At 69.2% G+C, this 23,539-nt stretch carries 27 protein-coding genes and 1 tRNA gene; 15 read left to right on the top strand and 13 right to left on the bottom strand.

Features of this window, described 5'->3' with window-relative positions; genetic code table 11:
• Window positions 1-9: 9 nt before the first annotated feature.
• Complete coding sequence (locus V7D63_RS03650) at window positions 10-1,152, bottom strand: JmjC domain-containing protein (protein WP_333590894.1); 1,143 nt, start codon at window positions 1,150-1,152, stop codon at window positions 10-12.
• Window positions 1,153-1,197: 45 nt separating this feature from the next.
• Between V7D63_RS03650 and V7D63_RS03645 the strand changes: the two genes are divergently transcribed.
• The 4 genes from V7D63_RS03645 to V7D63_RS03630 all read left to right on the top strand — a co-directional run bounded on the left by V7D63_RS03645 (window position 1,198) and on the right by V7D63_RS03630 (window position 5,068).
• Complete coding sequence (locus V7D63_RS03645) at window positions 1,198-1,851, top strand: DNA-3-methyladenine glycosylase family protein (protein ID WP_333590893.1); 654 nt, start codon at window positions 1,198-1,200, stop codon at window positions 1,849-1,851.
• Entirely contained in the window at window positions 1,848-2,495 is a 648-nt protein-coding gene (locus tag V7D63_RS03640; protein WP_333590892.1) for a trimeric intracellular cation channel family protein, read from the top strand. The genes V7D63_RS03645 and V7D63_RS03640 overlap by 4 nt, the downstream gene beginning before the upstream one ends.
• 104 nt (window positions 2,496-2,599) lie before the next feature.
• Window positions 2,600-3,160, top strand: a complete 561-nt coding sequence (locus V7D63_RS03635; RefSeq protein ID WP_333590891.1) for an HNH endonuclease — start codon at window positions 2,600-2,602, stop codon at window positions 3,158-3,160.
• Between the two features lie 174 nt (window positions 3,161-3,334).
• Complete coding sequence (locus V7D63_RS03630) at window positions 3,335-5,068, top strand: ATP-binding protein (protein ID WP_333590890.1); 1,734 nt, start codon at window positions 3,335-3,337, stop codon at window positions 5,066-5,068.
• A 3-nt stretch (window positions 5,069-5,071) separates the two neighbouring features.
• Here V7D63_RS03630 and V7D63_RS03625 read toward each other — a convergent pair whose 3' ends face one another.
• From V7D63_RS03625 to rpmB, 3 genes are all read right to left on the bottom strand, one after another.
• Window positions 5,072-6,865 (bottom strand): M1 family metallopeptidase, encoded by a 1,794-nt coding sequence (locus tag V7D63_RS03625; protein ID WP_333590889.1) that lies wholly within the window; start codon window positions 6,863-6,865, stop codon window positions 5,072-5,074.
• 82 nt (window positions 6,866-6,947) lie between these two features.
• Window positions 6,948-7,283, bottom strand: coding sequence for an MmcQ/YjbR family DNA-binding protein (locus tag V7D63_RS03620; protein WP_333590888.1), 336 nt, complete (start codon window positions 7,281-7,283; stop codon window positions 6,948-6,950).
• Between the two features lie 189 nt (window positions 7,284-7,472).
• Window positions 7,473-7,769, bottom strand: a complete 297-nt coding sequence (gene rpmB / locus V7D63_RS03615) for a 50S ribosomal protein L28 (RefSeq protein WP_333590887.1) — start codon at window positions 7,767-7,769, stop codon at window positions 7,473-7,475.
• A gap of 202 nt (window positions 7,770-7,971) precedes the next feature.
• Between rpmB and V7D63_RS03610 the strand changes: the two genes are divergently transcribed.
• Window positions 7,972-8,430, top strand: coding sequence for a DUF3617 domain-containing protein (locus V7D63_RS03610; RefSeq protein ID WP_333590886.1), 459 nt, complete (start codon window positions 7,972-7,974; stop codon window positions 8,428-8,430).
• A 132-nt stretch (window positions 8,431-8,562) separates the two neighbouring features.
• Here the strand turns inward: V7D63_RS03610 and V7D63_RS03605 are convergent, their stop codons facing one another.
• The 4 genes from V7D63_RS03605 to V7D63_RS03590 form a co-directional block, all read right to left on the bottom strand.
• The gene (locus V7D63_RS03605) at window positions 8,563-9,096 is read right to left on the bottom strand and encodes a CarD family transcriptional regulator (protein WP_333590885.1); all 534 of its coding nucleotides are present in this window, start codon (window positions 9,094-9,096) and stop codon (window positions 8,563-8,565) included.
• 307 nt (window positions 9,097-9,403) lie between these two features.
• Window positions 9,404-9,745 carry a ferredoxin FdxA gene (gene fdxA, locus V7D63_RS03600; RefSeq protein ID WP_183203309.1) on the bottom strand — a complete coding sequence of 114 codons (342 nt, stop codon included), beginning with the start codon at window positions 9,743-9,745 and terminating at the stop codon, window positions 9,404-9,406.
• 75 nt (window positions 9,746-9,820) lie between these two features.
• Window positions 9,821-10,120, bottom strand: coding sequence for an RNA-binding S4 domain-containing protein (locus V7D63_RS03595; RefSeq protein ID WP_333590884.1), 300 nt, complete (start codon window positions 10,118-10,120; stop codon window positions 9,821-9,823).
• A complete protein-coding gene (locus V7D63_RS03590; protein ID WP_333590883.1) occupies window positions 10,107-12,614 on the bottom strand; it encodes a helicase-related protein in 2,508 nt (835 codons plus the stop codon). The genes V7D63_RS03595 and V7D63_RS03590 overlap by 14 nt, the downstream gene beginning before the upstream one ends.
• Window positions 12,615-12,857: 243 nt before the next feature.
• Here V7D63_RS03590 and V7D63_RS03585 point away from each other — a divergent pair.
• From V7D63_RS03585 to V7D63_RS03575, 3 genes are all read left to right on the top strand, one after another.
• A tRNA-Arg gene (locus tag V7D63_RS03585) sits at window positions 12,858-12,934 on the top strand.
• A 34-nt stretch (window positions 12,935-12,968) separates the two neighbouring features.
• On the top strand, window positions 12,969-13,520 hold the full coding sequence (gene xrtH / locus V7D63_RS03580; protein ID WP_333590882.1) for an exosortase H: 552 nt from the start codon (window positions 12,969-12,971) through the stop codon (window positions 13,518-13,520).
• Window positions 13,517-14,173 carry an exosortase H-associated membrane protein gene (locus tag V7D63_RS03575; protein WP_333590881.1) on the top strand — a complete coding sequence of 219 codons (657 nt, stop codon included), beginning with the start codon at window positions 13,517-13,519 and terminating at the stop codon, window positions 14,171-14,173. Before xrtH ends, V7D63_RS03575 begins: the two co-directional genes overlap by 4 nt.
• On the opposite strand, the gene V7D63_RS03570 is transcribed toward V7D63_RS03575, so the two are convergent.
• Entirely contained in the window at window positions 14,170-14,592 is a 423-nt protein-coding gene (locus V7D63_RS03570; RefSeq protein WP_333590880.1) for a DUF983 domain-containing protein, read from the bottom strand. The two genes, V7D63_RS03575 and V7D63_RS03570, sit on opposite strands and share 4 nt — an antisense overlap.
• A 115-nt stretch (window positions 14,593-14,707) precedes the next feature.
• On the opposite strand from V7D63_RS03570, the gene V7D63_RS03565 reads away from it, so the two are divergent.
• A complete protein-coding gene (locus V7D63_RS03565) occupies window positions 14,708-17,602 on the top strand; it encodes a tetratricopeptide repeat protein (protein ID WP_333590879.1) in 2,895 nt (964 codons plus the stop codon).
• 6 nt (window positions 17,603-17,608) lie between these two features.
• Here V7D63_RS03565 and V7D63_RS03560 read toward each other — a convergent pair whose 3' ends face one another.
• The 3 genes from V7D63_RS03560 to V7D63_RS03550 all read right to left on the bottom strand — a co-directional run bounded on the left by V7D63_RS03560 (window position 17,609) and on the right by V7D63_RS03550 (window position 19,206).
• Window positions 17,609-17,887 (bottom strand): HU family DNA-binding protein, encoded by a 279-nt coding sequence (locus V7D63_RS03560; RefSeq protein WP_333590878.1) that lies wholly within the window; start codon window positions 17,885-17,887, stop codon window positions 17,609-17,611.
• A 111-nt stretch (window positions 17,888-17,998) separates the two neighbouring features.
• A complete protein-coding gene (fliP, locus tag V7D63_RS03555) occupies window positions 17,999-18,790 on the bottom strand; it encodes a flagellar type III secretion system pore protein FliP (RefSeq protein ID WP_442882110.1) in 792 nt (263 codons plus the stop codon).
• Window positions 18,791-18,930: 140 nt separating this feature from the next.
• Entirely contained in the window at window positions 18,931-19,206 is a 276-nt protein-coding gene (locus V7D63_RS03550; protein WP_333590877.1) for a flagellar biosynthetic protein FliO, read from the bottom strand.
• Between the two features lie 162 nt (window positions 19,207-19,368).
• Between V7D63_RS03550 and flgB the strand changes: the two genes are divergently transcribed.
• The 3 genes from flgB to V7D63_RS03535 are packed head-to-tail and all read left to right on the top strand — an operon-like array spanning window position 19,369 to window position 20,530.
• Window positions 19,369-19,776, top strand: coding sequence for a flagellar basal body rod protein FlgB (gene flgB / locus V7D63_RS03545; protein WP_333590876.1), 408 nt, complete (start codon window positions 19,369-19,371; stop codon window positions 19,774-19,776).
• Window positions 19,777-19,823: 47 nt separating this feature from the next.
• Window positions 19,824-20,210: a flagellar basal body rod protein FlgC gene (flgC, locus tag V7D63_RS03540; protein ID WP_333590946.1), complete on the top strand. Its 387-nt coding sequence runs from the start codon at window positions 19,824-19,826 to the stop codon at window positions 20,208-20,210.
• Window positions 20,211-20,221: 11 nt separating this feature from the next.
• Window positions 20,222-20,530, top strand: a complete 309-nt coding sequence (locus V7D63_RS03535; RefSeq protein ID WP_333590875.1) for a flagellar hook-basal body complex protein FliE — start codon at window positions 20,222-20,224, stop codon at window positions 20,528-20,530.
• A gap of 55 nt (window positions 20,531-20,585) precedes the next feature.
• On the opposite strand, the gene folE is transcribed toward V7D63_RS03535, so the two are convergent.
• The gene (gene folE, locus V7D63_RS03530) at window positions 20,586-21,275 is read right to left on the bottom strand and encodes a GTP cyclohydrolase I FolE (protein WP_333590874.1); all 690 of its coding nucleotides are present in this window, start codon (window positions 21,273-21,275) and stop codon (window positions 20,586-20,588) included.
• A gap of 127 nt (window positions 21,276-21,402) precedes the next feature.
• On the opposite strand from folE, the gene fliQ reads away from it, so the two are divergent.
• From fliQ to flhB, 3 genes are read left to right on the top strand one after another with little or no spacing between them, the layout of a single operon-like run.
• Window positions 21,403-21,666: a flagellar biosynthesis protein FliQ gene (gene fliQ / locus V7D63_RS03525; RefSeq protein WP_333590873.1), complete on the top strand. Its 264-nt coding sequence runs from the start codon at window positions 21,403-21,405 to the stop codon at window positions 21,664-21,666.
• Window positions 21,666-22,445, top strand: coding sequence for a flagellar biosynthetic protein FliR (fliR, locus tag V7D63_RS03520; protein WP_333590872.1), 780 nt, complete (start codon window positions 21,666-21,668; stop codon window positions 22,443-22,445). Before fliQ ends, fliR begins: the two co-directional genes overlap by 1 nt.
• A complete protein-coding gene (gene flhB / locus V7D63_RS03515; RefSeq protein WP_333590871.1) occupies window positions 22,438-23,514 on the top strand; it encodes a flagellar biosynthesis protein FlhB in 1,077 nt (358 codons plus the stop codon). Before fliR ends, flhB begins: the two co-directional genes overlap by 8 nt.
• Window positions 23,515-23,539 lie beyond the last annotated feature (25 nt).

Below are 23,539 nucleotides of genomic sequence, written 5' to 3'. Positions count from 1 at the left end.
CGACGGGGGTCATGGGACGCGGGCCAGGGCGCCGGCCTTGACCGCGCCCTCGACGGTCTGGCGCAGCCGATCGGGATCGTGGCCCTCGAACTCGGCCAGCAGGTCTTCGACGGCGAAGGCCGGCTGGGCGAACATCCAGCGCACCGGCGCGGCCATGGGACCAGGCGGGATGGGGTGATGCAGGCCGGTGACGCGATAGAAGGTCAGCACCGGCGCCTGGGGCAGGGCATAGGGCGCGATGCGCGGCGACAGCCGGGCCTGGGCGGCCATCATCTCTTCCAGCATGGCCGGACTGGACACCTGATCGGCCAGGCGGCGGGCCAGGTCGGCCAGATGCGCGGCCAGGGCCTGGCCGTCATCCGCATGGGCGGGCGGCAGGAAGGCGCGGAAGGCCGAATCCTGAACCAGGGTCTGGGCCAGAACGCCCAACAGGGCGCGCCCGTCCAACGGGGTGACGGAATAGGTCAGGTGCAGCGACGCTCCGCCGTCGGCCAGGGCGTCGTGGTACCAGCCGCGCGGCAGATACAGCAGGTCGCCGGGCTTCATGCGGATCTCGTGCATCACCGGGCCGCGCGTGGCTTCGACCCAGCGGCGCGCCTCGGGCGAGTCCGGCGGGAAGACGTGCGGGTTGTCGGCGCGGTTCTGATAGACCCGCCAGACCTTTTCGCCCTCCAGATGGAAGGCCCAGACGTCGTGGCTGTCGAAATGGGTTCCGAAGGCCCGCACCCCGTGGAAGGAGCAATAGACATTGGCCCCGACCAGGGCCGCGAACCGCCGCGACAGAACGTCGGCGACGGCCGCCATCCTGGGGCTTAGGAACTGGACCTCATTGGCGACCAGGCTGGCGCCGTCGGCCAGACAGACCTGAACCTTGGCGGGCGAGGGCCGCAGCGTCACCTGGCCGTCCTGGGTCGGCACGCGGTTGCAATAGTCGGTCTCGGGGATGCGGGTGACGTCCTTGTACAGCCGCAGATGGGCCGCGTTCCAGATCGAAGCCTGATCGAGCAGGGCGTTGAAACCGGCCCAGTCCAGCGGACGGCGGGCGGGCGAACCCCCGCCTTCGGCCGGGACGTACAGCGGTTTTCGGTCGTGATAGTCCGCGAAGAACTCGGCCGAGGTGATCGGCGCCAGGATTTCGTCCAGGGTGGTCATGCCCAGACGCTAAAGCGCCATCAAAAACCTGTCGATTCCGAAACCATGTCCAAGACCATCCCAGACGCGAAAGCCCTGGCCGCGGCGCGCGCGGCCTTGGTCCGGGCCGATCCGGCCCTGGCCCAGGCGCATGAGCGGACGCCCGTGTTTGAATGGCGGGCCAGGCCCGGCGGCTTTCAGGGCCTGTTGCGCATGATCGTGGAGCAGCAGGTGTCGACGGCGTCCGCGGCCGCCATCTGGCGACGCGTCGAGGCGGGCTTGGGCGAGATGACGCCGCAGGCCCTGTTGGCGCACGAGGTCGAGACCCTGCGCGGCTGGGGCCTGTCGGGACAGAAGGCGAAATACGGGCGCGAGATCGCCCTGGCCCAGGTCGAGGGCCGGATCGACCTGGAGCGGATGCAGGCGCTGAGCGACGACCAGGCCGTGGCGGCCTTGACGGCGATCAAGGGCGTCGGCCGCTGGACGGCCGAGACCTATCTGATGTTCTGCGAAGGGCGGACGGATGTCTTTCCCGGCGGCGACGTGGCCTTGCAGGAGGCCCTGCGCTGGGCCGACGGGACTCCGGCGCGTCCGACCGAGAAACAGGCCTATGCCCGGGCCGAGGCGTGGCGTCCCCATCGCGGGGTGGCGGCGCATCTGCTGTGGGGCTGGTACGGCGGGGTGAAGCGCGGGGAGATCATGCTAGAGGAGGCCGCATGACGACGCCTCTGGTCGACCCCGCCCTGACCGATCCCGAAACCGTGCTCGGCGCCCTGGACTACGCCGGGGTGGCCGTGTTCGCCGCGACCGGCGCCCTGGCCGCCGCGCGCGAGAAGCACGACTTGGTCACCTTCGCCTTCTTCGCGGCGATCACCGGCGTCGGGGGCGGGACGGTGCGGGATCTGTTGATCGGGGTTCCGGTCTTCTGGGTGCAGGACTGGCGCTATATCGCCGTCTGTCTGGCGGCGGCGGCGGCGGTGTGGCTGTTGGGCGCGCGGCCGTGGCGGTTCCGGCTGCTGCTGTGGCTGGATGCGCTGGGCCTGGGCGCCTATGGCGTCATGGGCGCCGCCAAGGCCGAGGCGGCGGGTGCGGCGCCGTTGATCTGCATTGTCATGGGGGCGTTGACGGCCTGTTTCGGCGGGGTGGTGCGCGACCTGCTGGCGGGCCAGCCCTCGATCCTGCTGCGGCGCGAGATCACCGTGTCGGCGGCCCTGCTGGCGGCGACGCTGTATGTGGTGATGCGGGCTTTCGACCTGCCGCCCTGGCCGTCGGCGATCACGGCGGCGACGGCGGGGTTCGGCCTGAGGGCCGGGGCGCTGGCCTGGGGCTGGAGCCTGCCGGGCTTTCCGGGGCGGGCGAATTGAGCGTCATGGTCCCGACGTCGAATCAGGCGTAGGCTCTTCCCGCTAGACAAGGGGGAGCGTGTCTTCAGTCCTGTCGCGTCGCACATTCCGAGGCGGAGGCTCTGATGCAGGGCCACGCGCGTCCTCACGGCGGTTTTCCGGCCTTGGTGCTGAACGCCGACTTTCGGCCGTTGTCCTATTACCCGCTGTCGATCTGGCCGTGGGAGGAGGCGGTCAAGGCGGTCTGGCAGGACCGGGTGGACGTGGTGTCCTGTTACGACAGGGTGGTGCGGTCGCCCTCGATCGAGATGCGGCTGCCCAGCGTCATCGCCCTGCGCCGCTATGTCGAACAGGACCGGCAGCCGGCCTTCACCCGTTTCAACGTCTTCCTGCGCGACGGTTTCGCCTGTCAGTACTGCGGCCACTCGGCCGAGCTGACGTTCGACCACGTCATTCCGCGCAGCCGGGGCGGGCGCACGTCCTGGGACAATATCGTCGCCGCCTGCGGTCCCTGCAATCTGCGCAAGGGCGGACGCACGCCCCAGCAGGCGGGCATGCCGATCCGACGCCGACCGCACCAGCCCAGCGCCTGGCAGCTTCAGGAAGCGGGGCGCCGCTTTCCGCCCAACCATCTGCACCAGAGCTGGCTCGACTACCTCTATTGGGACATCGAGCTGGAGCCGTAGAGGCGGACTCTGGTTCAGGAACCGGCGTTTTCATCATATCTTAGAGCCTCTTCCCCAACGTCACCGGCCTGGGAGCGGGGGGAGGCGTGCATGACGGATGCGACGACGACGACAGACAGGGCGGGCGCCCCGCCCGCGGATCGGGCGCACAAGACGCCTTTCTTCCATCGGATCATGGCCATAGGCCATCTGCGTTACTGGGTCATCGGGGCGTGGGGCCTGGCCTTGCTGACCACCGTGCCGTGGCACTGGGCCGCGATCTGGTACGTCGTGGCGACCGTGTCGGGCGTGGGACGAACCATCGCCGAGACCCGGATTCAGATGACGGACCCGAAACGGCACGCGCGGGTCAAGCTGATCGTCGCCACCATATCGGGCGCCTGCTGGGCCGGGGCGCCGTTGCTGAGCTTCTTCATGGGCGGGACGTTCGGCGGCATGCTGGCCATCGCCCTGCTGTGCGCCGGCTACACCCTGGTCTTCACCCAGATGCGGGCCAATTCGCGCGAGGCGATGATCGTCTCCATGCCCTATACGTTGACGGTCGCCATCATCGTGGCCAGCCTGTGGGGCCAGCCGGGGATGCTGACGGTGCTGGCCATCGGGCCGGTCATGGCCATGGCCCTGCTGATCAAGGTGGTCATCACCGAGATCAAGGACAATGAACTGGCCGCCATCAACGCCCGCCAGGCCGAGCTGATCGCGGCGCTGGTGGTGGCGGGCGAACAGGCGCGGGCGGCCTCGGACGCCAAGTCGAACTTCCTGGCGGTGGTGTCGCACGAACTGCGCACGCCGATGAACGGCGTCCTGGGCGCGGCCCAACTGCTGGAAAGCACGACCCGCCTGGGCGAGGCGCAACAGAATTATGTCTCCATCATCCGCCGGTCGGGCGAGAGCCTGCTGGTGCTGCTGAACGACATCCTGGACCTGGCCAAGATCGAAGCCGGGCGGATAGAGATCGACGCGGCCGAGACCTCCATGGCCGATCTGGTCGAACGCAGCGTGGGACCGTTCGAGGCCCAGGCGGCGGCCAAGGGGCTGGATTTCGAGGTCACGCGCGTGGGCGAACTGCCGCACCGGCTGAACACCGATGCCCTGCGCGTCGCCCAGATCGTGCAGAACCTGTTGAGCAATGCGGTGAAATTCACGCCCGAGGGCAAGGTGGAGCTGACCGTGCGCGGGCGCAGGATCGGCGAGACGCGGGCGCGGCTGGACTTCGCCGTGGCGGACAGCGGCGTGGGCATAGCCGAGGCCGATCAGGGCAAGCTGTTCCAGCCCTTCACCCAGGTCGACGCCTCTTCGACGCGCGGCTATGGCGGCACGGGCCTGGGGCTGAGCATCTGCCGCAAGCTGGCCCAGCTTCTGGGCGGGGACATCGCCCTGACGTCGGCGGCGGGGGCCGGATCGACCTTCACCCTGTCGCTGGACGTCGATGTCGAGAGCTGGGAGGCGACGCCGATCACGGAACGCGCGGACGCGGCGGTCGAGACCACGGCCGGGCCGTTGAACGTGCTGGTGGTCGAGGACCATCCGGTCAACAGAATGGTGCTGCAAGCCTGGCTGACCTCGATGGGTCATGCCTGCGCCATGGCCGAGAACGGACGCGAGGCGTTGGACGCGGCGGCCGAGGCGGCTTTCGACATCATCATCATGGACGTCAACATGCCGGTCATGGACGGGCTGACGGCGACGCGGGCGCTGCGCGGCGGCGACGGGCCGAACCGTGAGACGCCGGTGGCGGTGCTGTCGGCCTCGGCCCGGCCGGAAGACCACGCCTCGGGCTTTGCGGCGGGCGCCGACGCCTATGTCGACAAGCCGGTGGACTTCGCCGCCCTGGCGCGGGTGCTGGCGGCCACGCCTCATGGACGCGAGGCGGTGCGCGCCCTGCCGACCCTGAGCGCGGCGGCCTGAGGTCTAGTTCGAGGTGGTTCGCGCCGCCGCCTGGGCCGCACGGCGGCGCTCGGCCTCGGCCTTCTGCCAGTCCTGAAACTGTTCGACGTGCGGCAGACGGCGCAGCACGCGGTTGCGCGGGTCCAACAGGATGTGGGCGCCGGGTGCGGCGGTCAGCTCACCCCGGCCGTCGGTCATGGCCAGGGTCTGGACACGGCCGTCGATCTCGACCTCGACCGGCATGGGGAAGGGGCGGCCTGACGGCGTGATCCAGGACAGGCTGACCCGGTCGCCGTCGCGGACCATGCGCAGCTCGGGCAGGGCGGCGTTGTACAGATAGGCGTCGAAGAACCAGCCCAGGTCGCGGCCCGAGGCGCGCTCGGCATTGGCGATGAACTCGGGCGTCGTGCCGTAGCGCGGGCGGAAATTGCCGGGACGCGGGTCGGGGCGACCGTAAACGCTGGTGCGCACGGCGCTCCAGAAGGCCTCGTCGCCGATCAGCAGGCGCAGGGTATGGGCGATCAGGGCGCCCTTGCCGTAGATGTCCTGGCCCGGCCCGACGGTTCCTTCATAGACCTCGCCGGAGGTGTGGCTCTGACCCGAGACCAGGGGGAAGCGATTGGCCAGCCGCAACCGCATGGCCTGAAGCTCGCTCTCCATGGCCCGGTCGCCGTGCAGCCAGCGGGCGTAGAGCGGCTGCATATAGGTGCCGAACCCTTCATGCAGCCACATGTCGTCCCAGTCGGCATTGGTCAGTTGGTTGCCGAACCATTCGTGGGCCAGCTCGTGTTGCAGCAGCCAGTCATAGCCCTTGCCGTCGAACGCATAGCCGTTGCCGTAGGCGTTGATGGTCTGGTGCTCCATGCCCAGGTGCGGGGTCTCGACCACGCCCATCTTCTCGTCGCGGAAGGGGAAGGGACCGACCGTCGCCTCATAGAAGTCGAGCATGGGCGCGAACTGGGCGAACAGGTCGCGGGCCTTGACCGGGTCGTCCGAGGCCAGATGCCAGAAATGCAGCGGGAACCGGTCGCCGAACCGGCTGGCGTAGCTGTCGCTCAGCTCGACATAGGGACCGACGGCCAGGGTGATCGCATAGGTGTCGGGATCGCGCGTGGTCCAATTCCAGGTGGTCCAGCCGTCGCCGTGATCGACCTTGCCCAGGAAGCGGCCGTTGGACGGGGCCGACAGGTCGGACGGCACGGTGACGTGCAGATCGACGCGCGCCGGTTCGCCCTGGGGGTGGTCGATGCAGGGCCAGAACAGGTCGCAGCCCTCGCCCTGGACGGCGGTGGCGATCCACGGCTTGCCGTCGGGCGTGGCCGCCCAGACGAAGCCGCCGTCCCACGGTGCGCGCACGGCCCGGTGCGGCGCGCCGGAATAGGCGATGCGCACGCTGGTCGACCGCCCGGCGGGCAGGGTCTGGGCCAGGGGAATGGTCAGCCGCCCCTGGGGATTGGACCATTGGTCAGGCCGCAGGGCGCGGCCGTCGACGACGATCTGAGAGATCGGCAGGACGGTGTCCAGCTCCACGACCAGGGCGTCCAGCGGAGCGACGGCGGTGAAGTCCAGCACCGCCAGGCCGTCGATGGTCTTCGTATCGGGATGAATGCGGAAGCTGAGATCGGCCTTGTCGAACCGCATCGCCAGTTGCTCGGGCGTGCGCGGCGAACCGGTGCTGAGGGTGAAGGGCGTCGAGACGGGCGCCGCGGGGTCGGGCGTCGGAGCCGCGGCCGGAGCCGGGGCCGGAGCGACGGCCGGGGCGGTGGCGCAGGCGGCCAGAACCAGGACGGAGGCGGAGACCAGAAGACGACGGACCATGACGCGGCTTTCACTGGGGGATGTCGCGCCCAGACTATCGGCCGAGAAAGCGCCGCAAAAGTTGCGAGTTTGTAATCCCGGCTCAGGCCAGGCCGCGCGCCCGGCGCTGGGCCATGGTCGCGCGGCGCGCCCAGGCCTTTTCGATCTGTTCGCGCAGCCGATCGTCGTCGGCGACGGTGTAGCGCACCAGCACGGCGGGCCAGCCCTGATAATGGGGCGTCTGGAAATAGGTCTCCGGCTCGGTCTCCATCAGGAAGGCCAGGGTCTCCAGGTCCAGGGCCAGAGCCAGGGCGTCGGCCTCGCGCGATTCATTGACGATCCAGTGGCCGCGCACCCGCACGCAGCGGCCGCCGTGCAGGGTCGAATCCTCGGCGCCCGGCTGTTCGAGGGCGCAGGCGAACATCTGATCGCGGGTCATCGTCCTCCCCCAGCGAAGCGAACGGAGGAGGGGGACCACGAAGTGATGGAGGGGGCAAGCCGCAAGCGCCGGTGGATGGGAGGCTCCCCCCACCGCCTTTGGCGGTCCCCCTCCCCCGATGGGGGAGGATCAAAAAGAAAAAGGCCGGTGTCTCCACCGGCCTCGTTCAGTTGGGCTGCGTCGCCTGGATCAGGCGGCGGCTTGTTCGGCCAGCTTGGCCTTGACCTGGCGCTTGATGCGCTGGGCGGCGACCGAGAGCTGCTCGTCGCGGGCCTTGACGATGAAGGCGTCCAGGCCGCCCTTGAAATCCAGGGTGCGCAGCGCGGCGTTCGAGATGCGCAGCGAGAAGGTCTGACCCAGGGCGTCCGAGGTCACCTTCACCGACTTCAGCGACGGCAGGAAGCGGCGCTTGGTCTTGATGTTCGAGTGGCTGACCGAATTGCCGACCATCGGGCCGACACCGGTGAGTTCGCAACGACGCGACATCGTCAGATCCTTGGGCTTGCGTCCCGTCGGAACGCATGAAACGGAAGCGCGCGGGAGACGGGTCCCGCGCGAGAGGGGGCCGTATAGTCGAAAGGCCGGGGCCGGGTCAAGGCGCCAGCGGGCCGGAAAGCTTGTTCAGCCGTCGTTCAACCGCCACCTTCTAACGCTATAGCCCATGAGCTTCAGGATCGAGAGACCCAAGATGAGCATCCAGTCCCTGACCCGCGCCGTCGCCATGATCGCCCCCCTGGCCGTCGGCGCCGCCGTGCTGGCCGCGCCGGGCGTGGCCGGAAGCCAGACCAACGACCAGCCTCAGCCGGGCTATTGGACCTATACGACCAGCGTGCTGGGCGTGCGCGACACCGAGACCAAATGCGTCCGCCCCAGCGAGATCAACCGCTTCTTCGGCGGCCTGTCGACGCGGAAATGGCAATGCGTCTATCCGGTGCGCGTGGTCGGCAACGGCAACGCCCGTTTCGAGGGGACCTGCACCGACCACAAGGGACGGCGGGTCAATGTGCGGCTGAACGGTCCCTATACGTCCGAGACCTTCACCTTCCGGGGCGGCGCCCAGCTCTCGCGCGGCACGCCCTATATCCCGGCCAGCATCACGGCGCGCCGTCTGGCGGCCCAGTGCCCGGCGAACGCCGAGTATTTCTGAGGCCCTGAGGGTGAGGGGGAGAACCCCTCCACCGCTTCGCGGTCCCCCTCCCCATGAAATGGGGAGGGGGAAAAGCAAAAGGCCCGGACAGTGATGTCCGGGCCTTTCGTTCGTCTGGAGCCTTGAGAAGGATCAGGCCGCTTCGGCGGCGGCGACGATCGGCTTCTTGGCGCTGAGCGACTTGGCCAGCAGCTCGACGGCGGCGTCCTTGTCGATGCGGTTGGCGGCGGCGACTTCGCGGGCCATGCGGTCCAGCGCCGATTCATAGAGCTGGCGCTCCGAATAGGACTGTTCCGGCTGGCTGTCGGCGCGGTGCAGGTCGCGGACCACCTCGGCGATCGAGATCAGGTCGCCCGAGTTGATCTTGGCTTCGTATTCCTGGGCGCGGCGCGACCACATGGTGCGCTTGATGCGGGCGCGGCCCTTCAGCGTGGTCAGGGCCTTGGTCACGACGTCTTCGCCGGCCAGGGTGCGCAGACCGGCCGTCTTGGCCTTCTTGGTCGGGACGCGCAGGGTCATCTTCTCGTGGTCGAAGGTCACGACATAGACCTCCAGCGACATGCCGGCGACTTCCTGGGTCTCGATGGCCGCCACCTTGCCGACGCCGTGCGCCGGATAGACGACCGCGTCGCCAACCTTGAATTCCAGACCGCTCTTGCTCGTCATGTCTTCAGTCCTTTCTGGCGCAGGACGGACGGCGAGACGAACCCCCGGAGAAGGCGACACGGCTTCGCCCGGCGATGCGGCCGGGTGAGAGCAGTCTGACCTTCAAACGTGGAAACGGATCACCGAACCTCTGGCCGACCCCGCCTGCATGGGCGGAGTTCTGTCGCAAACACGGGCGGCGCGGGAATTCCCGATCCGCCCGATCCAATAGATAAGAACCTATCACAAATTTGCGGAATTTCAAAACATCCACAGCGTCAGTTGGTCCGACGCCGGAATCCGCTGCCGCGAAAGCCCCGCGGTCGCGTCAGGACCCCTTGCCGGGCTTCTCGCTGAAATACTTTTCAAACTTGCCGGTTTCGCGCTCGAACTGCTCCTTGTCGGCGGGGGGCGTGCCCTTGACCGTGATGTTGGGCCAGACCTTGGCGTATTCGGCGTTGACCTGAAGCCATTTGCCGTCCGGCTCGTCCTCGGTGTCGGGCTTGATGGCGTCGACGGGGCATTCCGGCTCGCAGACGCCGCAGTCGATGCATTCGTCCGGCGCGATCACCAGGAAATTCTCGCCCTCATAGAAGCAGTCGACCGGACACACCTCGACGCAGTCCATGAATTTGCAGCGCACACAGGCGTCAGTGACGATGTAGGTCATGGAACTTGGGACGGGGGCGGCGAAACCGGTCACGGCGGGGAGTGCCGGGGGAGATGCGGCGCGAGGCCGCCGGTGTCAACTCCGGGTCTCCCCGGAGGACGGGATCAAGGCATAGAGGGCGCGCGCCTCGCTTGCCGGGCCGCGCCGTTCGCCCAGGGTCTCGACGCGAACCTCGGTCAGGCGGCCGTTCACGACGAATAGCACCAGGTCGCCGGGGTGAACCGCGCGGCTGGGCTTGTCCAGGCGGCTCTGGCGGCCCTGGTGGGTCAGGCGCACCGCCCCGGCCTCGACCAGGGCGGCGGCGATCACGCGGGTCTTGGCGAAGCGCGCGCGCCACAGCCAGACGTCGATGCGGCAGGTTTCAGGACCGGCCATCGGACCTCGCGGCGGCCTTGCGGCGGTGACGGCGCGGCGCGCGGCGCGCGGGCGTGTCGGGCCGAGTCAGGTCGGCCAGGGCGGCGAAGGGGCTGTCGGGGCGCGACAAGACGACCGGCAGGCCGGGCTTGTCCGGTTGCTGACGGCGCGTGGGGCGCAGGGCGGTCAGGATCTCTTTCGCCTGGCTTTCGGTCCAGCCCAGTTCGGCCAGGGCGGCGTCGGACAGGCGGCCCCCGCCCTCGGTCCGCAGGACGGCCAGACGCTCGGCGGTCTCGACCGGCACGGCCCAGCGTCCGGCGGCGAGGCGGCCGTGGGCCGACAGGGCGCGCTCGGACGGGGCGGGATCGGACAGGCGGATCAGCCCTTGGCCGGGCAAGGCGGGACCGGGCAGGGCGGGGACGAAGGCTTGGGCCAGGATCAGGGCGCGGGGCTTGAGCACGGCGGGCAGCCAGACGGCGAAGGCGCCGATGCGCACGGCGAACGGCTTCAGGGCGCGCCGCTCGGCCTGGCTGAGGGCGGCGAGATCGCGATCCAGCCCGGCGCGGCCGGTGACGCCACCCGCCTCGATCAGGCGGAAGGCGACGCCGCGCGCCAAACCCTTCAAGGCGCCGTCCTCGATCGCGCGGCGCAGGCGGGCCAGGGGGCGCAGGGCGCGGCCCGCCTCGGCCGTCAGCCAGGTCTCGATGCGCCGTCGCGCCCGCTCGCGGGCCGGTTCCGGTCCCAGGTCGCCCAGCAGGCGGATGCGTGGCGAAAAAGGATCGCCGCCCGCGATCTGAGCCGTCAGGGCGCCGCGCCACAAGACGCCGCCGTCGGCCGTGATGGAGAAGGCCTCGTCCGGGTCGGCGGCCAGGCGGCCCAGGCGGCGGGCCACCTCGGGTCCCACGGCGCGCACGGCGGCGGCGCGGAGGGCGCGGTCGGCCAGGGCCGAACCGCCCGCCTCAGGCGCAAACCGGACGCCGTCCAGACGGCCGACGCTGGCGCCCTCGATCAGGACCGCGCCGTCGTCGCCGACCTCGGTTCCCAGATCGGGCCGATCGTTCAGGGCGCGCATCAGGGCGGTGGTCTTGCGGTCGACGAAGCGGGCGGTCAGCCGTTCGTGCAGGACGTCGGACAGCCGGTCCTCCAGGGCGCGGGCGGCCTCGCGCCATTCCTGAGGCCGGTCCAGCCAGTCGGGGCGGGCGGCGATATAGGCCAGGGTTCGCACCCCCGACAGGCGCGCCGACAACTGGTCGATCTGGCCGTCGTCGCGGTCCAGGTCCTTGAAACGGGCGGCGAACCAATCGTGGGTCAGGCGGCCGCGTCGACCGGTCAGGGCCTGGAAGATGTCGCGCGCCAGGCGGGCGTGTTCGTCGGGGGTGGTCTTCTGAAAGTCCGGCAGGCGGCAGGTCTCCCACAACCGCATGACGGCGCCGCGCGAGCGGGCGATCTTCTGAATGTCCGGGTCGGCGGCGGCGCGGCGCAACAGGGTCTCGTCCAACGATTCGGCCGTCAGGGTCAGGCCGGGCACGTCCGGCTGGACGGTCAGGGAGCGCAACAGGTCGGGCAGGGTGTCGAAATCCAGCCGCGCGTTGCGCCACTGGGCCGCCTCCAGCGGATCGAAGCGATGCTCCACGACCTGTTCGACCAGATCGGGGTCCAGATCCTCGGCCTCGCCCGTGACGCCGAAGGTTCCGTCGCGCAGATGGCGGCCCGCGCGACCGGCGATCTGGCCGATCTCATGAGCGTGCAGCCAGCGGGTGCGGCGGCCGTCGAACTTGCGCAAGCCCGCGAAGGCGACATGGTCGACGTCCATGTTCAGCCCCATGCCGATGGCGTCGGTGGCGACCAGGAAATCGACCTCGCCCGATTGGAACAGGGCGACCTGGGCGTTGCGGGTGCGGGGCGACAGACTGCCCATGACCACGGCGGCGCCGCCCCTCTGGCGGCGGATCAGCTCGGCGATGGCGTAGACCTGTTCCGCGCTGAAGGCGACGATGGCGCTGCGTCGAGGCAGGCGGGTCAGCTTCTTGGACCCGGCATAGGCCAGGTTCGACAACCGGTCGCGCGTGACGACCTCGACGTCCGTGACCAGCCGCCGGATCAGGGGCGCGGCGGTTCCGGCGCCCAGGAACATGGTCTCGAACCGTCCGCGCGCGTGCAGCAGGCGCTGGGTGAAGACATGGCCCCGTTCCGGGTCGGCGATCAGTTGGATCTCGTCGATGGCCAGGAAGTCGACCGACCGCTCCATCGGCATGGCCTCGACGGTCGAGACGACATAGGCCGGGCGCGGCGGGACGATCTTCTCCTCGCCGGTGATCAGGGCCACGGCGGCGGCGCCCCGGCGGACGACGATCCGCTCATAGATCTCGCGCGCCAGCAGCCGCAGCGGCAGGCCGATCATGCCCGAGGCATGACCCAGCATCCGCTCGACCGCCAGGTGGGTCTTGCCGGTGTTGGTCGGTCCCAGCACGGCGGTGACGCGCGAAGGAGCCAGGCCGGGGGAACGGTCGCTCATGACACGGGACAAGGTGGCGATTCCCGAGCGTTTGCTCAAGCGGCGTCGGGGCGGTTAACGGCGGGCGGCGAAGGCGCGGAACAGGCGCGAAACGAATCAGGACCGAATCACCGACACGGCCCGATTCGGGATTTGTTCCCTACAAGATATTGTATCTTAAGCTCGATTAACCACAATCGAATTCGATGTGATGCGGAAGGGGCTAGGCGAACGCCGCGCCAGCCGCTAGGTCCGCCCCCACGTGGCCCCGTAGCTCAGCCGCATAGAGCAAGGCTTTCCTAAAGCCGAGGTCGCAGGTTGGAGTCCTGCCGGGGTCGCCATAAGCTTCCGCTTTGACGGGCGCGGGGGGTGATCTTGAAAAAATTCCTGGCCAATCCGGGGGTCAAATATCTGCTGACCTTCGGCATCGTGGCGCTGGCGCTGTTCAGCGTCCTGGCGACGCCGTGGGCGGACAAGGGGTTCACCCAGCCGTTCACGCGGATGCTGGTCGATCTGTCGGCCGCGCTGATCGCGCCGTTCGACAGCCGCGTGGTCGCCGAGGGCGACATCCTGCGGTTCAATGACGGGCGCGGCGCGGTTCAGGTGCTGGCCGGGTGCAATGCGGTGGAGGTCTGCGCCCTGTTGGTGGCGGCCATACTGGCGTTTCCGGGGCGGCTGCGGGACGGGCTGATCGGGGCCGCGGTCGGGGTGCTGGCCCTGCAAGTGGTCAATCTGGGCCGGATCATCAGCCTGTTGTACCTGTCGCGCGGGTCCGAGCACCTGTTCGACTTCTTCCACGCCTATGTGTGGGACGCGATGATCGGGCTGGAGGGGCTTCTTATCTTCTTCTTCTGGACGCGCTGGCAGGAGCGGCAGGGCCGAAAGGCGGCCGAGGCCAAGGCCGCTTCGGAAGGGACCGCGTCATGAGCGGCTGGCGCGAGGCGATCCGGGCCAAGACGCCCGAGGAAGAGGCCCGGCGCCGGTTCGGCCTGTGGGCCTTGGGCGCGCTGATCGTGCTGTTGCCCCTGTGGTGGTGGGTCGGGGCGGACCTGGCGGCGGCGGCGTTGCGGCCGATCGCGGCGTTGGTCCTGCGGCTGTTCGGCATGAACGGCGAGATCGGCGCGCGCGCCGACGGCGGCTGGGACATCGGCGTCAACATCGTCCAGAACGGCCGCGACTATGTCTATGGCTTGCCGCACGAGGTGGTGAAACGGCTGCTGTTGGGCGTGCCGCTGTTCGCGGCCTTCATGATCGCGCCGCCCCGGACGGATCGGCCGGTGCGGGCCGCCCTGATCGGCGTCGGGGTGATCGTGGCGCTGTTCCTGCTGTCGGTGGCGGCGGTGGTGTGGGGCGAGATCGCGCCCATGCTGAACCCGGCCCTGGCGACCCAGCCGGGCGGAAGCCGCCTGGTCGGCGAACCGCTGAACCCGATGGCGGCCCAGATCGCCATCGTCGGCCGCTATCTGGCGCTGTCGGTGGCGCCGCTGGTCCTGGCGGTGGTGACCTGGGCGGCGGTCAATCCGGCCGGGCGCGAGACCCTGTTGGGCGCGCTGGGCGAGGCGAAGGCCGAGGACGCCTAGGACTTGCGTCGGGTCTTCCAGGGCGAGCCTTCGCCGTGGCCGCCGACGCTGGAGAACTGGGCCTGTTCGGCCTTGTGGATGTATTGCTCGGCCACCAGCCAGCCCTTCAACGGCCGCAGCACGGCCAGACAGCCCAGGGTCAGCAACGGCAGGGTGACGACCATATGCACCCAGACCGGCGGATGGACCGTGAACTCGAAGCCCATGAAGGCGACCATGCCGATGACGCCGACCAGGCTCATGCCGAAGAAGGCCGGGCCGTCGGCCGGGTCGGCGAAGCCGTAGTCCAGGCCGCATTTCGGGCAGGACTCGCGGATGGTCAGAAAGCCCTTGAGCAGCGGCCCTTGGCCGCAACGGGGACAGCGACAGGCCAGGCCCGTCTTCAAGGTGTTCAGCGGCGGCCAGGCGGGATCGGACATGGTCGGGATGTCGGCCCGAAGGGCCGTGCGCGCAAGCGTCGTCTTTGTCGCAGGCGGGTCACGGTGAACGGGCGTTAACCGCGATGAAAGGGCGCGCGCGTGAGGGTGCGCGCGAATGTCCGGCCCTCGTTCCAGCAAGCGCTTTCTGAAGTCGACCGTGGCCGCCGCCGCGGCCGGCGCGGTCGTGTTCGCGCCGATGGCGCCCCTGGCCCAGGAACAGGCGTCCTCCGGCGACCCGATCGAGATCCGCGTCGGGGCCAACGCCGGCTTCACCCGCGTGGAGTTCGCCGGGGTCATCGGCGCCCGGTCGCGCATCCGGCGCGAGGGTCAGGCGGTGATCGTGCGCATCGGTTCGACGGCCGCGCCCGACGTGTCGCGCCTGAAGGTCGATCCGCCCAAGGGGGTGACCGCGGTCGAGACCCGCGCCGTGCAGGGCGCGACCGAACTGGTCCTGACCCTGGCCGAGGGCGCCGATGCGCGCACCGGCAATGCCGACGGGGCGGTGTGGCTGAACCTCTATTCGCCCGAACAGGCCCCGGCCGCACCCGAGGTCGCCGCCGAGACCGCACGCGTGGCCCCGGTGCGCGCCGTGGCGGCCGCCGACCGGGTGGTGCTGAGCTTCGACTGGACCGCGCCCGTGGGGGCGGCGGTGTTCCGGCGCGGCGAGGCAGTGTGGATCGTCTTCGACACGGCCGCGCGCATGGACCTGAGCGGGGCCAAGGCCCTGGGTCCGGCCGAGAGCGCCCACTGGGCGGCGGGACCGGACTACACCGTGGTGCGGGTCAAGGCGGCCGAGAACCTGCCGGTCGCGGCCGTGGCCGACGGCAACGGCTGGAAGGTGACCATCGGCGGCGCGTCCCAGGCGGCCGGGGGCGTCGAGGTGGTGCGCGACGACCAGGGGACCAACGCCCTGGTGGCGCGGATGGCCGGGGCGACGCGGACGGTGTGGCTGACCGATCCCATGGTCGGCGACCGCTTCGCGGCGGTGACGGCCCTGGCCCCCGGCAAGGGGTTCGCCGACCGGCGCGAGACGGTGGACCTGACCCTGTTGCCGACCGCCCAGGGCCTGGCGATCGAAAGCCGAGCCGACAATCTGACGATCGCCGCCGAGGGCGATCTGGTGACCCTGAACCGGCCGGGGGGCCTGACCCTGTCGGCGCCGTCGGCGGCGCTGGAGGCGGCGGCGGCCGAAGACCATGCGCCCAAGAAGGCGCCGCATCCGGGCCTGATCCTGGCCGAGTGGGCGGCGCCGGCCGACGGCGGCTTCACCACCCGTTATCGCGACCTTCAGGCCAAGGCGGCCGAGGAGACGGCCAAGGCGGGCGAGGACCCGCGCGCGCCGGTCGAGGCGCGGCTGGCCCTGGCCCGGTTTCTGATCGGCTCGGGCCTGGCCTATGAGGCGATCGGGGTGCTGAACGCCCTGGTCAAGACGGCGCCCAACATGTTGGGCGAACCGGAGGTGCGCGGCCTGCGCGGCGCGGCCCGCGCCCAGATCGGGCGGCTGGACGAGGCCCAGGCGGACTTCTCGGGCGCCTCGGTGGCGGGCGATCCGGCGACCAAGGTGTGGCTGGGCTATATCGCCGCCGAGCACGGCGACTGGGCCGGCGCGCGCCAGGCCTTCACGGCCGGCGCCGGGGTGATCGACGACTTCCCGGCCGAATGGCGGGCGCGGTTCGGCGCGGCCCACGCCCTGGCGGCGCTGGAGACCGGGGACATGACCGCGGCGGCTTCGCTGCTGGACTATAGTTTCAGCCAGAACGCCTCGGCGGCCGACCAGTTGTCGGCGCGGCTGGTGCAGGCGCGGATGTTTGAACTGCAAGGCCAGACGGATCGCGCGGTGCGGGTCTATCAGGCGGTGGCGCGCGCGCCGCTGGACGGGATCGCGACCCCCGCCAAGCTGGGGCTGGTGCGCATCGGTCTGGCCAAGGGGACGATGAAGCCCGACGCGGCGGCGGCCGAGCTGGAATCGCTGAAATGGCGCTGGCGCGGCGATGCGACCGAACTGGCGGTGATCCGCACCCTGGGCAGTCTGTATCTGTCGCAGGGCCGGTACCGCGAGGCGCTGGACGCCCTGCGCGGGGCGGGCAAGCGGATGGCCCAACTGCCGGGCGCCGCCGAAATCCAGACCGATCTGAACGAGGCGTTCAAGAGTCTGTTCCTGGACGGGACGGCCGACGGCTTGCAGCCGATCCAGGCCCTGGCCCTGTTCTACGATTTCCGCGACCTGACCCCGATCGGGGCGGACGGCGACGAGATGGTGCGGCGCCTGGCGCGGCGGCTGATCGACGTCGACCTGCTGAAACAGGCGGCGGAACTGTTGAAATACCAGGTCGACAACCGGCTGGAGGGCGTGGCCAAGGCCCAGGTGGCGACCGATCTGGCCGCCGTCTATCTGATGGACCGCCAGCCCGAGGCGGCGTTGCAGGCCCTGTGGGGATCGCGCACCACCCTATTGCCCACGGCCATGAACGCCGAGCGCCGGGCGCTGGAGGCGCGGGCGCTGATGGACCTGGGCCGGTTCGACCACGCGCTGGAGCTGCTGGAGAACGACAACAGCCCGGCGGCGCGCGAGGTGCGGGCCGACGTCTTCTGGAAACAGGAGAAATGGGGCGAGGCGGCGGCCCTGTATGAGGCGCGGCTGGGCGATCGCTACAAGGACACGGCCACGGCCCTGACGCCGGACGAAGAGGCGCGGCTGCTGCGCGCCGGGATCGGCTATTCCCTGGGCCGGGACGCGGGCGCCCTGGCGCGGCTGTCGCGCAACTATCAGCCCTTCGTGGCGCGGGCGCGAAGCGCCGATGGTCTGAGGATCGCGCTGGACGGCCTGGACGGCATGGGCGGGGCGACGTCGGCCGGTGATTTCGCGGCCCTGGCGGCGGGCGTCGACACCTTCAACGGCTGGGTCACGGCCATGAAGGCCAACATCAGACAGAAAACGGGCGGGAACCGACCCGCGGCGCCCGCCCGTCCTGCTCAAGCGGCGCCGGCCCCTGCGAGGCCGGCGGCCTGATCCGTCTTACTTGTTGACGGCGTCCTTCAGCGGCTTGGACACGCGGAAGCGTACGGCCTTGGAGGCGGCGATCTTGATGGTCGCGCCGGTGGCCGGGTTACGGCCTTCACGGGCGGCGCGCGAGGCGGTGTCGAACACGCCCAGGTTCGAGATGCGGACGTCGCCGCCCGACTTCAGGGATTTGTGGATGTTCTCGACGATGGCGGTCAGCACCTTGCCGGCGTCGGCTTGCGAGACACCCGCGTCCTTGGCGACGGCGGCGATGAGTTCGGCTTGAGTGGTCATGATGGCGTTTCCAGTTGGTCGCCCGATTCCAGGCGAAGACTGGAGGATCAACACGCTTTTCACGCGACTTGGCAAGCGGCCCTGCTGCGGAAAGCCTTTGAGGCTGGGGATTCAGCCTGTTCCAGAGGCCCTCTGGAAGCTCTCGACCAGGCTGCCGGCGACCTGTCTCCAGCCGTCCACGAGTACGAAAAAGATCAGCTTGAACGGCAGGGAAACCACCACCGGAGGCAGCATCATCATACCCATGGACATGAGCACGCTGGCGACCACCAGATCGATCACAAGGAACGGAACAAAAAGAAGAAATCCGATCTCGAAGGCAGTCTTCAACTCGCTGATCATGAAGGCCGGGGTGACCACGCGCAGGGGCAGGTCGGCGGGGGCGGTGTTAGCCTCGACGCGGGACAGGCGGGTGAACAGGGCGAGGTCGGATCGATCGACCTGCGACAACATGAACGTCTTCACCGGTTCAGAGGCCGCGTCGAACGCCTGGGGCAGCTCCATCTGCTGGTCCATCAGGGGCCTGATTCCCGAATCATAGGCGTCCTGCCAGGTCGGAGCCATGACGATGGCGGACAGGAACAGGGCCAGGGAGACCAGGACCGCGTTGGGCGGCGACTGCTGCATCCCCAGAGCGGTGCGCAGCAGGGACAACACCACGACGATGCGCACGAAACTGGTGGTCATGATGACGATCGACGGCGCCAAGGACAGAACGGTCATCAGGCCGACCAGTTGGACCACACGCTCGGACAGGCCTGCGCCGCTGCCCAGGTCGATGTTGATGGCGCTGCCGGTCGCGGCCGCGTCCTGGGCCAAGGCCACCAGGGGGAAGGCCAGGCACAGCAGGGTGGTCAGCAGCGACAGGGCCGCCGCGCGCTTCAACTCGTCGCGGGTCGGGATGCAGAACAGCTTCTCCCTCCTCCTGCGGGGGAGGGTGTCTGAGCCTGAAGGGCGAAGACGGGTGGGGCGATCCACGGCTGGACCCCAGCCGATGCTGCGCGCCACCCTCCCCATAAAGGGGAGGGAGAGGAACGGCGCCTTCACTTCGGGCCTCCGATCTGGCGCGGTTCGATCAGTTCGCGGCCTTCGCCCAGCAGCAGCAGGCGCTCCTCCTCATCGACGCGGACCAGGACCAGGCGGCGGGCCGGGTCCAGCACCAGGGTCTCGACGACCTGAAGACGGCGCTCGCCGCGCTCGGCGTTCATTCGGGCCAAAAGCTGGGGCGCGTAGCGGCGCGCGGCCCAGGCGCACAGGCCGATAATCCCCAGGGTGAAGGCCAGGCCGAAGACGGCGCGGGCGAGGTCGAGGAAATTCATGCACGGACCCGGATTCGGCGCGCGGATCGCGGCGCCGGTTCCGCCCGACTGTTAAGCGACACGGTTAACGGTTGGTTTAGGGAAACCTCTTCTTAACCATGAGCCGGGCATTTTTCGCCGGGTGTTGAATGGGCGCGTCATGCGTCCCCACGGGAACCGGTCATGGGCGTCGTCGACCTGCCGCTGCTGGATCAGATCAAGGGCCGCCTGGGATGGCTGGACCAGCGCCAGCGCGTGATCGCCCAGAACGTGGCCAATTCGGACACGCCCGGATACGTCGCCCGCGATCTGGCCGCGCCGAAGGATTTCGCCGCCGCCCTGAGGGGCCAGGGCGGGCCGTTGCAGATGACCCGGACCAGCGCCGCCCACATCGCGCCCGCGGGTCCCGCCGCCCGCTATCAGTCGAACGAGACGCCGGATTCCGAGACCACGCTGGACGGCAATTCGGTGGTGGTCGAAGAACAGATGCTGAAGATGGCCGAGAGCCGCATGGCCTATGACGCCGCCATCGGCTTCTACCAGAAGTCGTTGCAGATGATCCGCATGGCCGCCCGGCCGCCGGGTCGCTGAAGAAGGGTTGAGCCGTGGCTGATCCGATCCCGCCCCGAAACCCGGCCATGGCCGCCGCCGCCTCGGCGCTGCGGGCGCAGCAGTCGCGCATGCGGGTCATCGCCGAGAACATCGCCAACGCCGAATCCACCGCCTCCACGGCGGGCGGCCAGCCCTATCGTCGTCAGACGCCGGTGTTTCAGGCGCGCGAGATCAACGGGGCGACCGGCGTCGTCCTGGCCGAGGTGCGGCCCGACATGAGCGACTTCCGCAGCGAATACGATCCGACCCACCCGGCGGCCAACGCCGAGGGCTATGTCACCCGGCCCAATGTCGACACCCTGATCGAGGCCATGGACATGCGCGAGGCGCAGCGGGCCTATGAAGCCAATCTGAACGTCATCGAGACGGCGCGCGCCATGGAGATGCGCACCCTCGACCTGCTGAAGAAGTGAGGGGCTGAGCCATGAATCCCATGATGGCGGCCCGGGCCTATCAGGCCATCCAGACCGGCGCCTCGCCGGCGGGCGAGGCGGGCGGCGCGGCGGCGGCCCAGGGACCCGGCTTCGGCGAACTGTTGCAGAACGTCATGTCCAGCGCGACGGAACAGACCCGCGCGGCCGAAACCCAGATGGCCAGCGCCGTCCAGGGCCAGGGCAGTCTGATCGACGTGGTCACCGCCGTCAGCTCGGCCGAGGCCTCGCTGGAAACCGTCATGGCCGTGCGCGACCAGGTGATCCAGGCCTATCAAGAGATCATGCGCATGCCGATCTGACGGCGCGCGCGCATGCTTGCGCCGCCGATCCGCCTCCTTGCGTAGGGTGGAGGGATCAGCCCCTGACCAGCCGCAGGAATTCCTCGCGGGTCCGGGCGTCGTCGCGGACCACGCCGACCAGGTGGCTGGTGATCAGGCTGGTTCCGGGCGCGTTGACGCCGCGCAGCGTCATGCAGCTATGCTCGGCCTCGATGACCACGCCGACGCCTTGAGGCTTGAGCACCTCCTGGATGGCGCGCGCGATCTCGGCCGTCATCTTTTCCTGGATCTGGAGGCGGCGGGCGTAGCCGCGCACCACGCGGGCCAGTTTGGAGATGCCGACGACGCGATCGGTCGGCAGATAGGCGACGTGCGCCTTGCCGATGACGGGCAGCATATGGTGCTCGCAGACGCTGACGAAACGGATGTCCTTGAGCACGATCAGCTCGTCATAGCCGCCGACCTCCTCGAAGGTCCGCTCCAGATATTCGCGGGGATCGACGTCATAGCCGGCGAACATCTCGCGATAGCTGCGGGCGACGCGATCGGGGGTGTCCACCAGGCCTTCGCGGTCAGGATTGTCGCCGGTCCAGCGGATCAGGGTTCTGACGGCGGCGCGCACCTCGTCTTCATCGGGAAGGTCCGCCTCGGGCCGACGCCCGCCACGACGGGGCAGCGGCGTGCCCGCCGCGCGGGCCAGGGCTTCGCGTTCGATCCAACTGCCGTCGCAGTCGGCGTCGTGGTCGTGGCGGCGGGTGTCGTCCATGGATCGGTCCTGTGCGCGAGGCGTGGCTCATAGCTGGTGTGGGCGGCGCTGGCGAGCAAGGTCGATCCTAACGCGACATTAACCATGCACCCGGCAATTTCAGCCCAGTACCCGGGAGCGAGTGTTAATGAACGGCGCCGAAGTTCTGGACGTGGGGCGGGACGCCCTGTGGCTGACCATCCAGCTCTGTGCGCCGGTGCTTATCGTCGGCCTGGTGGTCGGCGTGGTCATCGGCCTGTTTCAGGCCCTGACCCAGATTCAGGAACAGACCCTGATCTATGCGCCCAAGATCATCGCCATCTTCGTGTCTCTGCTGCTGTTCCTGCCGCTGATGGGGGCGCTGTTGGGCGGCTTCATGCAGCAGATCGCGGCCCGCATCGCGGGCATGTAGTGGAGCCTTACGCCACATCGGATCAGGTCTGGGCCGGGGCGCTGATCTTCGCCCGAATCGGCGCGGTCCTGATGATGCTGCCCGGCATCGGCGAGAGCTATGTGCCGCCTCGGGTGCGTCTGGGGCTGGCGCTGATGATCACCCTGGCCTTGTGGCCGGTGGTGGCTGGATCGTTGCCGGCCCTGCCCGCCAGCGTCGGCGGCATGGTCGGCTGGGTGCTGCGCGAGGTCATCGTGGGCCTGATGATCGGCGCCCTGCTGCGGTCGTTCATGACGGCCCTGGGGACGGCGGGCGAGATCGTGTCCTTGCAGACCACCCTGGGCTTCGCCCAGACGGCCAACCCCTTGCAGGCCCAGCCGGGCACGACGCTGTCGGCCTTTCTGACGCTGTTGGGCGTGACCCTGCTGTTCGCCACCAACACCCACCACCTGTTCGTCGCCGGGCTGGTGGGATCGTACGAGCTGATCGCCCCGGCGCGGCCGCTGGTGACGGCGGACTTCACCACCCTGGCGATACGGACGCTGGGCGATTCCTTCCTGTTGGGGGTGCAGTTGGCCGGGCCTGTGCTGGTCTTCGCCCTGGTGTTCAACATCGCCACCGGCCTGATCGGGCGGGTGATGCCGCAGTTCCAGGTCTTTTTCGCCGCCGCCCCGCTGAGCGTGATCCTGGGCCTGTCGGTGTTCGCCTTGAGTCTCGGGGTGCTGGGGACGGTCTTCATCGACCGCTATCGCCGCCTGGCCGAGATCTTCGCGGCGGGTTCGGGAGGCGCCCTTGGCTGAAGGCGCAGATCCCGAATCCAAAACAGAAGAGGCGACCCCGCGAAAACTCGAAGAGGCGCGAAAGAAGGGCGACGTCGCCAAGTCCCAGGACGTCGCCCCAGCTCTGGCCCTGATGGGGGGGGCGGCCGTCATCCTGATGGGCGGCGGCTGGTTCGCCACCTCGACGGCCGAACAGTTGCTGCCCTTCATCGCCAGCCCGCACGCCATGGTCGGGGCGCTGGAATCCGGCGCGGGGATCGAGATCGGCGCGCGCGCCCTGTGGTCGGTGACGCCCCTGTTCGCGGCGGTGATGATCGCGGTGATCGTGGGCGGCGCGGGCGGCAATCTGATGCAGTCGGGCCTGATCTTCACCGCCGACAAGATCAAGCCCAAATGGGACAAGGTCAGCCCCCTGTCGGGCTTCAAACGCATCTTCGGTCCCGATGGCCTGGTGCAGTTCCTGAAGACCTTCATCAAGCTGATCGCGGTGTCGGCCGTCTGCTGGATGGTGCTGAAGCCGCACACGCGCGAGCTGGAGAATCTGGCGGCCATGAGTCCGGCCGAACAACTGCCGTTCGCGCGGGACCTGATCGTGGCCCTGATGGCGGCGACCCTGGTGCTGCTGGGCTTCACCGCCGGAGCGGACTTCATCTGGCAGAAGATGCGCTTCGCCAAGCGGATGCGCATGACCAAGGAAGAGCTGAAGGAAGACTACAAGCAGTCCGAGGGCGATCCGCACGTCAAGGCCAAGCTGAAGCAGATCCGCATGCAGCGCAGCCGCAAGCGGATGATGCAGGCGGTGCCGACGGCGACCGTGATCGTGACCAACCCGACCCACTATTCGGTGGCCCTGCGCTATGAGCCGGACAAGGGCGACGCCGCCCCGGTCTGCGTCGCCAAGGGCGTCGACGCCCTGGCCCTGAAGATCCGCGAGGTCGCGCGCGAGCACGAGGTGCCGATCGTCGAGAACGTGCCGCTGGCGCGGGCGCTGTATGCGGCGGTGGATGTGGACGAGACCATTCCGCGCGAACATTTCGAGGCGGCGGCCAAGGTCATCGGCTTCGTCATGCAGAAGCGGCGGCGGCGCTGAAACGCGCTAGTATCCAACAATTGAT

The sequence above is a fragment of the Brevundimonas sp. genome, from assembly GCF_036732845.1.
Classification (GTDB): domain Bacteria; phylum Pseudomonadota; class Alphaproteobacteria; order Caulobacterales; family Caulobacteraceae; genus Brevundimonas.
This window is presented reverse-complemented; position numbering and strand designations above follow the sequence as displayed.